This is a genomic window from Caproicibacter sp. (genome assembly GCF_046707225.1).
Classification (GTDB): domain Bacteria; phylum Bacillota; class Clostridia; order Oscillospirales; family Acutalibacteraceae; genus Caproicibacter.
Genome location: NZ_JBJKOP010000049.1, coordinates 22,380 through 35,359 on the forward strand (window position 1 = coordinate 22,380; position 12,980 = coordinate 35,359).

Below are 12,980 nucleotides of genomic sequence, written 5' to 3' on the forward strand. Positions count from 1 at the left end.
ATGAAACCTCCCTATTTTTGATAGCGCCAGAACCATTCTTTCGCTTTTCATGATACTCTTCTCCGAATTAAATAATAATAGACAGACTTGTGATTTCTTGCATATTATTGTTTGCTTTGTACATTTGCAATAACAATTCTCGCCAAAGTATGGTTTTTGCTGTTCATAATAATAGTCAGCCCACTGCTGTCCCCAAAAATTATTTTCAATCTCTGGTTTACATTTCGAATTCCAATGTTGCAGGAACTTTCATTTTCAAGGCTGCCGTTCCCGGAAAGAAGCTCTTCGATTTTTGCGCGGTCCTCCGGTGAAAGCGCGCTGTCGTTTTCGACTTCCAGAATCAAAGCGTTGTCTTCATAAAAGGCCCTGATCTGAATTTCCCCCTTCTGCCGCTGCTGGATTCCATGCTCCACAGCGTTTTCCAGCACCGGCTGGAGAATCAGGCGCGGAACGTATTCGTCCACGGCGGACGGGTCGACCTCCTTTTGCACGGTAAGCCTTTTGCCGAACCGCTCGGAAATAATGTACAGATAAGCGTCCGCGTACATCATCTCCTCAGAAAGATGAACCATCGGTTTCCCTCTGCGGTCTATGGCGGCGTCAAGCATGGTGGACAGCGCTTCGATCATTCTGGAAACCTTTACATTGTCCGCCAGTCTTGCCTCCCAGTTGATGATTTCGAGCGTATTGTTCAGAAAGTGCGGATTGATCTGCGACTGCAGCGCCTTGATCCGCGCGTCGCGCAGCGCAAGCTCTTCTTTATAGATGCGTTCAAACTGATACTTCAGCTTGTAAGACATGCTGTTGAACGAATTTGCAAGATATTGAAATTCGGAACTGTGAAACCGGTCGTTGATCTGAATGCCAAACTCGCCGTCTTCAATGGCCCGGTTCCGATCCACCAGGCGTTTGACCGGCGCAGTGACATTCCGCGTAAAAAACCAGACAACCATAGCCAGAAGCGGCACGGCGAAAATCAGAATTTCAATCAGCATATTTTTGAATCCGGACAATTCCCTCGCGAGCGGGGCGCTGTTCACGCCAATTACATAGGAAAACCGGTAATCCTGTCCCGGATTCATTCCAAAAACATACGATCGGTTTCCCGAATTCCTGTAAAAGAGTCCCTTCTGCGCCAGACTGATTCCCAGTGAATCCGGCGCGAGCTCTTCTCCCTTCAAAACAACTTTGGTGGAATTGAGCCAAAGAGAAGCGTCGGTTTCCCACGCCACATTCGCAATGCTGCCAAACATGGTTTTTGGATTTAACTGCATGGTCAGGACCGCGTAGGTTCTGTAATTGTCATCCACAATGTTCCTCACCATATAAACGCTCCCCTGAACGTTCAGAAAGCCGACGTTTGTGCCCAAGGTCCGGGAAAGGTTCCGGACCATGCTGTGAACCTTTTCCTGGTATTTCAACACTCCCGAATAAGTTTCATGGTAGGTGTAATAAACCCGGTCCGGTTTGTCGCAGAAGTATAGCATGGTCAATAAAAAGCTGTCGTCATACTTGTACTGCTTCGAAAGAAATTCCGTAATTTTGTCGTACAGGGCCATGGCGTCCTGTGTTTTTAAATAGTCCCGGTAAGCGCTTTGTACCGAACCGTTGTAAGAGGCATAACGGGACGCCGAAATGGCCGAATCGATCTGATTCAGCGTAATTTTTACGGAATTGTTCGCGGATGCGGTAATGGTATTTGAAATCTGCCGGTCGATTCCTCTGTATATGTAATAACCCGCGGCGCCGCCGAAAATCGCCACGGGCAAAATCCAGCAAGCCATCACGATACCGATCAGTTCCCACTTCAGGGAAAAAGCCCCGCGCCGGTTTGTTTTCTTTTTCATGCTTCGCCCCGTTTCTGCGGATGGCCAGGAATTTCCAACCGATTCATTCTTTGTAGATTATAGCACCCAAGGCGGAAAAAGGACAGCCGATTTTAGCTGTCCTGTCCAAGTGAAAGATAATTTTTCAAAATGTACCCGACGTTCTCCGCGTCTTCCATCGTCGGCATTTCACAAAAGATGCGAAGAAGCGGCTCCGTTCCTGAAAACCGGGCAATCACCCAGCCTCCGTTTTTAAAATAGACCTTGCAGCCGTCCAGGTAGGAGACCTTTTCGATCAAGAATGGGAATTCCGGCAGCAGCTTATCCCTTAATAAGATTTTGGTAACACGCTCTTTTTCCTGCTGCCCGAACCGATAATCGGATTCGATCATCTCGCAGGTTCCGTACCGGTCGGTAATCTCCCGATAGATTTCCGAGAGTTTCCGGCCCGTGACGGCAATCATCTCGACCAACAGGGACGCCGCGTAAATACCGTCCTTCCCCTGAATATGCCCCCGCACGGTAAGCCCGCCGGACGACTCGCCGCCGATAATCGCATTCGTTTCCGCCATTTTGGCGGAAACATATTTAAAGCCGACGGGAACTTCATAGCAGACTTCGCGGAAATCCTCCGCAATCCGGTCCACCATATGGGTTGTCGCAAGGTTGCGAACCGCTGCGCCGTGCCATCCCTTGTATTTCATCAGATAGTAGTAGAGCAGCACAAGAATTTTGTTGGGATGCAGGAAATTCCCCTGATCGTCTATCACGCCGAGCCTGTCGGCGTCGCCGTCGGTCGCGATTCCCAGGTCACAGTGTTTTTCCTTTACATAACTGATTAATCCCGTCAGCGTCTTGTCGTTCGGGGCGGGAAGCCTCCCGCCAAACAGCGCGTCATGCCGCTCATGAATGACCTCCACATCGCACCGGGCGGTCATCAGAATCATTTGAAGAGCCGTCCTGCTGACGCCGTACATCGGGTCAAGCACTACCTTTAGTCCCGCACTGCGGATGGCCCCCATGTTGACAGACCGGATGATGCTGTCGATATACTGATTCATTGGGTCAATGAGCTGAATCGCTCCGTTTGTCAGGCCCTCTTCAAACGGCAACGTTTTAATTTCAGACTCATCGGTATTCAGAACATACCGTTCCAGCTCGCTCGTCAGCAGTTCGTCCGCGTCCCGGCCGCCTTCCATAAACACCTTGATTCCGTTGTAAACGGCCGGATTGTGGCTGGCGGTAATCGTCATCCCGTAAGGAAGCCCCTCCTGCTGCACGGTAAACATGACAAGCGGAGTCGGCGATTCCCGGTGAATCACGCGGCAGGGAATGCCCCGCCCCGCCATGGCCTCCGCCGCCCAGCACGCCGCCGTGTCGGAGAGAAAACGCCGGTCGTATCCAATCACAAAGCCTTTTTCGGCCTTCCCCTCATCCGTCATCTTTTTCGCGATGGCGGTTGTCAAAAGCTGAACGTTTGATTTCGTAAAACCCTCGCCGATGACCGCACGCCAGCCGCCGGTGCCAAACTTAATCATATCTACCCCCGCGATTCTTCGCGCGCAAGGCCCCCCCACGCGCGGCAGTTTTATTTTTTAGCCCAGCACGGCAAGAACCTTATGCCGAGAACCGGCCTGCTGTGCAGGTATGCCGTCCGTGACGGCGCTGCCGTCAAGCTCCAGCCTTTTGACCCCTTTGCAGACATGATCCGGATTTTCCACATGAATCTCATAAACGGCGCCGCGCCAAGCGCGCACAACATCGAATTCCGCCCAGTCTTTTGGAATGCAGGGATCAATCGTGAGGCGGTCAAAATCGGGCCGCACGCCAAGCAGATAATGCGTGGCGGCATAATAGGCCCACCCCGCGGACCCGGTCATAAAGGGATGCCTGGCCCGGCCGAACGCCGGATGGTCCTTCCCCATGACAAACTGGCAGTAGGAGTACGGTTCGGATTGTCTGATTTCGATTTTTTCATTCTGATCATACGGCAAAAGGGCGTTGTAGAATTTCATTGCCCGGTCTCCCCGGCCAAGTCTCGCTTCCGCGCACCAGGCCCATGGATTCGGATGGCTGAAAATCGATCCGTTTTCCTTAACGCCCGGATAAACCCGCGTCACAAACCCGATTTCGTCGTCCGGTTTTGTGTAGGACGGCGCGTTCAGCATCAACCCGTAAGGGGTGTAAAGATATCTGTCAACCGAATCCATGGCCAGCATACCGCGCTCCCCGTCGGCAACGCCGGAGAGAACCGCCCAGGCGTTGGATTCCAGATGAACCTTCCCCTCCCGGTCGGAACAGGTGCCGATTTTCCTGCCGCTTTCCGTGATGCCGCGGATGTACCATTTTCCGTCCCACAGATGATCGTTGCAGGCATTCTTCACCGCTTTCGCCATAACGGCGTATATTTCCGCTTCCTGTGTTTTTCCTACAAAACGGGAAAGCTGAATAAACCCGTCGAGCGCCCAGAAATGCAGGAACGAGACCATAGCGCTTTCCCCCCCGCCAAGGTTCAGGCAGTCGTTCCAGTCCGCCCGCAGTCCTTTGCAAATTCCGTCCGGCCCAATTTCACGGCCGGAAAAATCAAGAATGCGCTTCATATGCTCATAGACGGTTCCGTCCCCGCCGTCGGCATAACTCACCGTTTCATTCAGCAGAGAAACCTCGCCGGTTTCCTTGATGTATTCGACGATCGACCCAACCAGCCAGAGCGCGTCGTCGGAGCAGGCGTCCTTGATTCCGTGGACGATCTCGGACCGGTCCGGTGTTGGAATCACGGTTGGTGATTGAAAGCTCTGCCGTTCTCCCTTCCGCTCCGGGTCAAACCATTCCGGCTGGAACAGATGAAGTCCGTAGCCCTCGGACGTAAGCCCCCTCAGCAGCTGCATCAGGCGCTGCCTGCACTTTTGAGGGTTCGAGTGCGGAACCGCCATGGCGTCCTGCGAGGTATCCCGGAACCCAAGGCCGGTTCTGCCGCCCACCTCGATGAAAGAGGCGAACCGCGAGAACATGATATTCACTTCCGCCTGATACAGGTTCCAGATATTCAGAGAGGTATCCATTCCGTGATTCGGCGTTCGAGCCTGAAAACGAGTCAGCTTGTCGTCCCAGAATTTCGCAAGGTCGGCAAACGCACGGTCGATATTTTCCGGGTTTGCATATTTTTTTCGGTACGGCGCGGCAGCCGCTCGTCTTCCCTCCCCCAGAAAAAAGGCAACGCGCGTTTTTTCTCCGGGCGAAAGCGTCAGCTTTTTCTGAAGAACAGCGCAGTGGTTGCCCGTTGTTCCGCAGCTGCCGAAGCATTCCCCGCGCTCCACCGCCTGCGGATTCCGCTCATTGCGGTAACTGCCGAGGAAGCTGTCTCTCAAACAGTCAAAGCCGTCGGGCTCAAAGCTGGAGGCAAACCACTGATAGCCTTGTTCCTCATAATGGAGATCATATTCGATCACGCCGTCCTCATAATCGGAACCCGCGGCATACAGACTCATCTGAAAATTCTGGTTATCCATGTCGATCTGATGAAATGAAAATTCCAAATAGGAAAACAAGCTGAGTCTTCTTGGCCGTTCCGAGTCATTTTCCAGAACGACATCCCAGATTTCGACCGGTTCATTCAGAGGAATCAAAATCGTTTGGGTAGCTCTGATTTCCTGATAATCACAAAGGAATTTGGAATAGGACAGTCCGTGCCTGCAGGTATATTTCGCGCGGTTCAAATCCACGCCCACCGGCTGCCAGGAAATGCTCCAGTATTCCCCCGTATCGTCGTCGCGCAGATAAACGCAGTGACCCGGGCTTTCCATCGGAGCATTCGGGCGAAAGCGCGTAATCCTGTGATATTGAGGCGATTGATAGAAGGAATACCCGCCCGCCGTCTGGTTCAACACGGCGCACATGTCGTTGACGCCGATATAATTCGTCCAGGAAACCGGCGTATCGACACGGTCGACGACATATTCCCTGTTTTGGTTGTCAAAATATCCGTACCGCATGAACATTCTCCTTCCGGAACGGTTCTGACCCCATTATAAGGCACCCGGAAAACGGAATGAATAGCAGATGTTGCGATTAATTGCATATTTTTGTGTAGCTTTTTGGAATAACGCGCGGCGGAAGCTTCACGTCTGTTTTGTCCGACAAAAATAGCTGCCCTGAAAATTTCCAGGCAGCCCGCAATGGCATAGTGAATCAAGCCTACCTCAAAGAGGTGAGCTTGATTTATGTTTGGCCCCGCCGGACGCTCCTTTTGTTTAAGTCAAAGAAATCATGTTTCGCAATTCTGTATTGCTACAGAAACCGAATCAGTTCCGCCTGCATCAAATTTTCTCTTTTGTTTATTGATACTGTCACGTTCAACGATCTCCACGTCCAGAAGAATGTTTTCCCGCGGTTCGTCCCGGTGGCTCATTCTCCAGATCAGCCGCTGCACGGATACCTGTCCCATAAATTCCTTGTGAACGTTCACGGTAGTCAGCCTGGGGGAAATCACAGTGGACAGCGCCGTATTGTCGAAACCGACGACCGCAATATCTTCCGGGATGCGATACCCCAGCCGCCGTAACGCGAGAATCAATTGACCCGCGGCATCGTCGTTGGAGCAGACAAAGGCTTGCGGCATCCGCCGGATGCTTTTCACTTGACTTACTATTTTGTCAACATCATGCTCAATGACAGATTGCTCGACATTCTCAAGGACAGAATATGCCAGCACATATCTGCTGACATCGGGGTAGCCAAAAACAGAGGGCAAACTGTGGATTGCCTCCTGATACCCGAAAAAGCGCTCTTTAATGCTCATGGAGTAATTTAAGTCGCCGAAAAATCCGATTCTCCGGTAACCGCTGTCGATCAGCAAACGGCTCACACGGTAGCTGCCCAGTTTATTATTGGAAAGGACGCAATCGATCGATCCAGCCATGGAATTATGGTCGACAACGACAATTGGCAGACCTTGTTTCTTTAATTCAATCAAATACTCGTCGCTGATCTGTCCAATCGAGATCAGTCCGCAGGCACGGCCTTCCTTTACACAATCCGGCACGCTGATCAGCTCGTCCGTAAAATTAATCAGGATTTCGTAACCGTTTCTTTTCGCCTCCGCTTCAACCCCTAAAAGTACCTTGGAATAAAAATCCGAATTTCTGAAATACTGCGTCTTAATTAAAATACAGATATTTTTGTTTGCCAGAGCCTTTTTGTATCGTGTCTTCTCTGAAAAGTACCCTAATTCTTCCGCCTTATTAATAATCAAATTTCTTGTCTCTTTGCCCACCCCCGTTTTGTCGTTTAGCGCCAAAGATACCGCGTTAACCGACAGGTTCAATTCCTTTGCAATGTCTTTCATGGTAATTCGGTGTTTCAATTTGAATCACTCATTTCAAATCGTCATAACTTTAAAGACCGGTAAATTTCCTCCAAAGTGAAATCGACTCGGCATATTTTGTCGTCCGCCGCCCCATAGTACAGTACAATTTTATCACTATCTTGATAACAGCCGCAGGTAAAAACAGCATCGCCGAAAAAGCCGCTTGTTTCATAACCGATTTCCGGCTCAAAAACAGGATTTCCCGTTCGGGCCAGAATTTTTTCCGGATGATTTGCGTCAAGCAGCATGGCGCCGATACAATAGCGATTATTTTCATCAGCCGCATGGTAAAACTCAATCCAGCCCTTTTCCGTGCGAAACGGAACCGCCCCGCCGCCGATTCGCCCGCTTTCCCATCTGTTTCCGGATACGCTGCAAAAATGCCGCTGATTTCCCCAGTGAATCATGTCCGGGGATTCGCAAATCCACATTTCCGGTGTGCCGAACGCCTCGCTGACCGGACGGTTCAGCGCATAAAACAAGTCTCCGAATTTTTCTGGAAAAATGACAACATCTTTATTTTCAGGCGCAAAAATGACTCCGCAGTGCTTAAAATCAACAAAATTTTTCGTGCTCAACAGGGCGGTAGCGGGCCCCTGCGGGCTGACTGCCGTATAGTTTATGTAATAAGTGTCTCCCACCCGGGTAACCCTCGGGTCCTCCATCCCCCAGCTCTCTTCTTTCAATACAGGCTGAACCATCGGGGAGTCGCTTACCGTAAAATTGATTCCGTCTCTGGAACGCGCCAGACGCAGATGGGAAAAGGACGTCAGATAGACTGTTTTTAACCCATGCGGTGTTATTTGCCTGATTGAGCGTGAATCGGAAAAATCCCATTCCGGGTGCTCAGCCTTCACCACCTCCACAACATTCATCGCCATATTGGAACCGTTTTGAACCATGATTGGAATTTTTACACTTTGGCTGGTAAAGCCTGCCGATTCGGAAACCCGGCAAACCAATAGTATTTCATCCTGATACCGGCAGACACCGCAGTTAAAGATTCCCTCCACACGGAGGCCCTCCCTGCTTGGTTTCACATCTTCGATCGTGATTAGCGGATTTCTGATACATCTTTTCATGAAGCAATCTCCAATATATGTAATATGATGCCGAGGTACACCCGTGCCTGCCCAGACGGCGCGAATCCTTAGGGCGAATCAGGAATCACCCCTTGATTCCTGAAAAACTGATTCCTTCCACAAAGTATTTCTGAGCTGCAAAGAAAATGACCAAGACCGGAATTAATGTTAGTACGGAAGCCGCCATCAAAGGTCCCCACTCAACTTTCGTCATACCGTTGAACATGGCAAGCCCTAACTGCAGTGTGAACTTTTTGCTGTCGTTCAGATAAATCAGCGGGCCCATCAGGTCATTCCATGAACCCTGAAAGGAAAAAATCGCCACCGTAATCAACGCCGGTTTCGAAATCGGTAAGTATATTTTTACAAACACGGAAAACTTGTTTGCCCCGTCGATCATTGCGGCTTCCATCAATTCGTCCGACTGAGACATAAAAAACTGCCTGAGCAGAAAGATAAACACGGCTTGCCCGCCAAAAAAAGCCGGAACCGTTAACGGTAAAAACGTATTCACCCACCCAAGGCGGGTAAACATCTGAAAGACAGGAATCAGCATCACTTCCGACGGCAGCATAATGGTTGACAGCAGAAGAAGGAACCAAATGTTTTTTCCCGGAAAATTAAATTTTGCAAAACCAAATGCAACAAACGCTGAAACAAACACCTCCGCCACAAGGCGTGTAACCGATATGATCGTAGAATTCAAAAAATACTGCATGAAAGGAATGTCCTGCAGGGCCTTCCCATAATTTTCAATGTGAAATCCGTCGGGCAGCCACTGCGGCGGAACCTCAAAGATCACGTTTCCCGATTTCAGGGAAGTTGATATCATCCAGAAAAGGGGTAAAATACACACAATGGAAGCCAATGTCAACACAACGTAAAGCACTGAATTCTGAATCAGAAGCTTTTTTGACTTGCTTAAAGATCTGCGTTGGACTGTCAATACAATCCCCCCTCTTTTCCGTGTGGGGCGCGTTTTGATTTCTTTTTGCCTTTTTTAATCTCCGCATTGTAGAATACCCACAGGTTGGAAGATTTAAAAACCAGAAGCGAAAGGACCAGAATGATCAGAAACAGGATCCACGCCATGGCGGTAGCATAACCCATCTTGAAATAGTTGAATGCGTTTTGATATAAATAAACCATGTAGAACCTTCCCTGATTCCCGGCGCCGCCAATAATGTAAGCGTCGCTGAACTTACGGAACGCGCCGACAATTCCCATAATCAGGTTGTAAAATATGACGGGCGTCAACATCGGCACGGTTATTTTGACGAATTTTTCGAACCAGCCGGCACCGTCAAGGTCTGCGGCCTCATAGAGGGATCTCGGGACATCCTGAAGACCTGCAAGATAGGTCAGAATTCCTCCTCCGGCACCCCAAAGCGCGATCAATATGTAAGACGGCAATACCCAGTTAGGGTTCGACAGCCAGCCGGGCCCCTGAATGCCAATTCTGGCCAAAAGCATATTCAGCAGTCCCATGTCCTTGTCAAGAATCCATCTCCACAATAACGCGATCGACACACCGGACACAACAGCCGGCAAATATAAAATGGTACGAAACAGGTACACGCCCCTGATTTTGCAGTTGAGAAGCGCCGCTAAAGACAGTGAGGCCGCGATACCGAGCGGCACCGCGAAAATCGCATACCAAACGGTCACAAACAGCGAACTTAAAAAATCTTCGTCATGGAACAAATCGATATAATTCTGGAATCCAACAAAATTTGGTGCCGTAATGGAATTGGAATCGGTAAATCCCAGGTACAGCGCCTGAAACAGCGGGATTACCGTAAAAACGATAAACCCAATTACCCAAGGCGCCACAAAGAAAAATCCAGCGTTTCGGCTCAGGGCCTTTTTCATTACATTTCCTCCGATACAAAACACTAAGCTGATATTGAAACCAGCTTAGTGTATAGAAATCACTTGCCTGTAATCGTTTTGATTTTCGCCGCCGCGTCTTTTGCGGCCTGCTCCGGCGTCTTCTTGCCGTTAATCAAAGGAGTATAAAGCTCATCGCCGATCGCGGTATCTATTTCGGTTTCTTTTTCCTGATTATTGAACCCTCTGGCATATTGCGAGGATTTCTTGATGACGTCGAGCGCATATTCTTTTTCCGGCATATTTTTGGGAATCATATCAAAACCGTCCTGAATCGGCGGTACCACCTTCCACTGGAATGTTGCGTTCGTAAGATCGACCAGAGCTTCGTATGCCGCATCAGGGTTTTTGGTTTGCGAAGATATGACGGTGGAAGCAATCCAGCTGAACGTGACTTTTTTGTCTCCGTGCGGTATTTCAGCCATCCCGACCTTAAATTTATTGCCAACCTGCTTTTCAAGGTCGTCGCCGGCACCGCCGAAGAACATGGCTACTTTTCCGGTCTTGAACAAATCTGCATCGCCCATATTCTGCGCTTGCTCCTGCGTTGGGGAGACATTGTCCCGCAAAATTTTATTTAACTCCGTCAGGCCCTTGATTGACTCGGGGGAATCGATCAGGATTTTTCCGTCCTTGTCAACCGTTTCGCCGCCGTATGCCCAGATCCAAGTCTGTACCGGAGGCCAGCCGTCGATTACCGTGCCCCACTGCGTTATTTTTCCGCTTGAATCTACCTTAGTCAGCTTTTTCGCCGCAGTCCGGAAATCTTCCCATGACCAGTTCCCGTTGGGTAAATCCACGCCGGCGGATTTCAGCAGGTCTTCATTGTAGTACATCACAACCGGCTGGCTGATCCATGGAAGCCCGTACAGTTTATCCTTGTATTTCGCCGTATTCAGCGGCCCATCAAAATAATTGCTCAAATTGACTTTTGAATCCTGCGTGGCCTTGTCCGTGATGTCCATCAAAACGCCCAACTTCGCGTACATTGGTATGTATTCCTGCGAAAGCCACATTAAATCAGGCGCCTGCTTTGCGGAAATCATCGCTTGAATTTTTGTATAATAGTTCGCGGGTATGCTTTGAATTGTCAGGGTATAATCCTTGGAATTTGCATTCAATTTATCGACAATCGACTGCATCTGCTTTAGCTCATCGGCTCCGGCCCAGGTGGAAACCGTCAGCTTTGCTTTTTCGGTTGATTGGCCCGCTGCGCCGCCCGTCGAGGCACCGCCCGTTGACGAAGCGCATCCGGATATCGACCCTGCCGCGATGGCCGCCGTGATGAAAACCGCTGTTATCTTCCGCCAGATTTTTTTCATTCTAAATCCTCCTAATCATTTTATATTTTCTCCCATTTCAAAAATGGGTCCAATATTGTAATACAGTGCGCCTCCGTATCGCCAACGCCACAATACAGCAGCGCCGTTCCGTTTTTCTGCCTCACAAGACCGCCGGCAAACACGACATCTTTTAAATCATTCCTCTTGCTGGGACCGTTTTCAAAATTTTTACGAACCGCAATGATTTTCATGGGCGAGTGTCTCCCGCTGTTGGGGTCAAGCAAAAAACAAGTTGAATAATAATGCCGGTTACCCTCCGGATCGAAATTTGCAATGTGGGACAAAACACCGATTTTCCCATTTTTCAGCAGATGAAGCTGATTTGTACCGCCCCATTCCTCCTTTGCGAACTGATCCTCAAAAATTCGGGCGGAGGAAATGGACCGGTCATTCAGGTCGTCGAGCGAACGGATCACCGTAAAACCGATTTTCCCCCTGCCCGCTTCCGCCCCCTGCGGCCTTGTCGTAATCAGAATTTTTCCGTTTGGCAGTTCCAGCAGACGGATATCTTTCATATGTTCCGGCCCACAGGCAAACCTCTGAAGCTGAAACGGAGCTGTTTCGCGGTAAAACACGGTGCGATATGTAAGTGTGTTTACCTGATTTCGATAAACTTCCACTCCTCCGATTATCATTTTTCCGCCGATCATACAGTAAAATGGATCCTGCAAATGGTCCAGCGGCTGATATTGTTCATCCAAAATCCATATTCCGGCGCTCCTGCGCAGGAATATGATGCTGGAATCTTCGCTGTCCCTGAATTCCGCTCTTCCCAGAAGTAATTCCCTTCCGTTGTAGAAAAAAGGTGAGGAAATGTTATAAACATCACGTTTATCTTTTCCTTCTAACCGGATCGGAAGCTTTGTATTGGCAAATTGCAGCTGGCGATAAGGAAATTCTTTTAAAAGCTGCCGGCATGTCCGCATCGTAGTCACCGTTATCTCCCCCTTGGAACCGAATTTTACAACTCGGTCGCTTTTCAGGTGCGGAAAAGCGCAAAATATTAACAAATTTGTATTTATTAGATCTCTTCTATTACCACTTTAGACAACTCTCTGCTTGAATTCAACTCTATTTTACTTTAATTTGCAGTGCTAAGTCCCGTGTCACTTCCACTTTCTAGGAAGCGACGGTAATTCTTCCGCATCCTCCCGTATTTTCCGATGCTCTCCGTCTGATCCGTGATCGTCAGGTCGGGAATCTCAGGTAAACTCCATTCTTCGTGAAGGTCAGATTGTTCTCCACATGTAGCGCTCCTTTCCGCGAAGTGTTCGCGCTCGTAATTTCTGACGGTGACTTTGATCTGCCGCAGCATATTAAAAATCTCCTTTCGGTCTTTTGGACAAAAAAGGGGCTGTTGCAAAACAGCGCCGAAAAAAGCCGGAACAACCATACCAAAAGGTATTGGCTGCTCCGGCTTTTTGCTTTAGAATTTAGTTGTGACACAAAATGAAAAGCTCTTAGAGCATAACAA

Annotated in this window: 10 protein-coding genes; all 10 read right to left on the reverse strand. The window is 49.4% G+C overall.

Annotated elements, in window-relative coordinates; genetic code table 11:
* Window positions 1-104: 104 nt before the first annotated feature.
* The 10 genes from ACLQ3M_RS13885 to ACLQ3M_RS13930 all read right to left on the reverse strand — a co-directional run bounded on the left by ACLQ3M_RS13885 (window position 105) and on the right by ACLQ3M_RS13930 (window position 12,821).
* On the reverse strand, window positions 105-1,847 hold the full coding sequence (locus tag ACLQ3M_RS13885; protein WP_411678289.1) for a sensor histidine kinase: 1,743 nt from the start codon (window positions 1,845-1,847) through the stop codon (window positions 105-107).
* A 92-nt stretch (window positions 1,848-1,939) separates the two neighbouring features.
* A complete protein-coding gene (locus ACLQ3M_RS13890) occupies window positions 1,940-3,364 on the reverse strand; it encodes a phosphoglucomutase/phosphomannomutase family protein (protein WP_411678290.1) in 1,425 nt (474 codons plus the stop codon).
* Between the two features lie 57 nt (window positions 3,365-3,421).
* Window positions 3,422-5,818 (reverse strand): GH36-type glycosyl hydrolase domain-containing protein, encoded by a 2,397-nt coding sequence (locus tag ACLQ3M_RS13895; RefSeq protein WP_411678291.1) that lies wholly within the window; start codon window positions 5,816-5,818, stop codon window positions 3,422-3,424.
* A 272-nt stretch (window positions 5,819-6,090) separates the two neighbouring features.
* Window positions 6,091-7,188, reverse strand: a complete 1,098-nt coding sequence (locus ACLQ3M_RS13900) for a LacI family DNA-binding transcriptional regulator (protein ID WP_411678292.1) — start codon at window positions 7,186-7,188, stop codon at window positions 6,091-6,093.
* A gap of 23 nt (window positions 7,189-7,211) precedes the next feature.
* Entirely contained in the window at window positions 7,212-8,273 is a 1,062-nt protein-coding gene (locus tag ACLQ3M_RS13905; RefSeq protein ID WP_411678293.1) for a glycoside hydrolase family 130 protein, read from the reverse strand.
* 85 nt (window positions 8,274-8,358) lie between these two features.
* Window positions 8,359-9,219 carry a carbohydrate ABC transporter permease gene (locus ACLQ3M_RS13910; RefSeq protein ID WP_066648174.1) on the reverse strand — a complete coding sequence of 287 codons (861 nt, stop codon included), beginning with the start codon at window positions 9,217-9,219 and terminating at the stop codon, window positions 8,359-8,361.
* Window positions 9,216-10,145, reverse strand: coding sequence for a carbohydrate ABC transporter permease (locus tag ACLQ3M_RS13915; protein ID WP_411678294.1), 930 nt, complete (start codon window positions 10,143-10,145; stop codon window positions 9,216-9,218). The genes ACLQ3M_RS13910 and ACLQ3M_RS13915 overlap by 4 nt, the downstream gene beginning before the upstream one ends.
* Before the next feature lie 59 nt (window positions 10,146-10,204).
* Window positions 10,205-11,485 (reverse strand): ABC transporter substrate-binding protein, encoded by a 1,281-nt coding sequence (locus ACLQ3M_RS13920; RefSeq protein WP_411678295.1) that lies wholly within the window; start codon window positions 11,483-11,485, stop codon window positions 10,205-10,207.
* Window positions 11,486-11,505: 20 nt separating this feature from the next.
* Complete coding sequence (locus ACLQ3M_RS13925) at window positions 11,506-12,432, reverse strand: DUF1861 family protein (protein ID WP_411678297.1); 927 nt, start codon at window positions 12,430-12,432, stop codon at window positions 11,506-11,508.
* 155 nt (window positions 12,433-12,587) lie between these two features.
* Entirely contained in the window at window positions 12,588-12,821 is a 234-nt protein-coding gene (locus ACLQ3M_RS13930) for a hypothetical protein (RefSeq protein WP_411678296.1), read from the reverse strand.
* Window positions 12,822-12,980: the final 159 nt, after the last annotated feature.

What these genes read in the sequence shown, in the direction of transcription:
- ACLQ3M_RS13885 (WP_411678289.1), bottom strand. Translation starts at nt 1,847, where the DNA reads ATGAAAAAGAAAACAAACCGGCGCGGGGCTTTTTCCCTGAAGTGGGAA.
- ACLQ3M_RS13890 (WP_411678290.1), bottom strand. Translation starts at nt 3,364, where the DNA reads ATGATTAAGTTTGGCACCGGCGGCTGGCGTGCGGTCATCGGCGAGGGT.
- ACLQ3M_RS13895 (WP_411678291.1), bottom strand. Translation starts at nt 5,818, where the DNA reads ATGCGGTACGGATATTTTGACAACCAAAACAGGGAATATGTCGTCGAC.
- ACLQ3M_RS13905 (WP_411678293.1), bottom strand. Translation starts at nt 8,273, where the DNA reads ATGAAAAGATGTATCAGAAATCCGCTAATCACGATCGAAGATGTGAAA.
- ACLQ3M_RS13915 (WP_411678294.1), bottom strand. Translation starts at nt 10,145, where the DNA reads ATGAAAAAGGCCCTGAGCCGAAACGCTGGATTTTTCTTTGTGGCGCCT.
- ACLQ3M_RS13920 (WP_411678295.1), bottom strand. Translation starts at nt 11,485, where the DNA reads ATGAAAAAAATCTGGCGGAAGATAACAGCGGTTTTCATCACGGCGGCC.
- ACLQ3M_RS13925 (WP_411678297.1), bottom strand. Translation starts at nt 12,432, where the DNA reads ATGCGGACATGCCGGCAGCTTTTAAAAGAATTTCCTTATCGCCAGCTG.
- ACLQ3M_RS13930 (WP_411678296.1), bottom strand. Translation starts at nt 12,821, where the DNA reads ATGCTGCGGCAGATCAAAGTCACCGTCAGAAATTACGAGCGCGAACAC.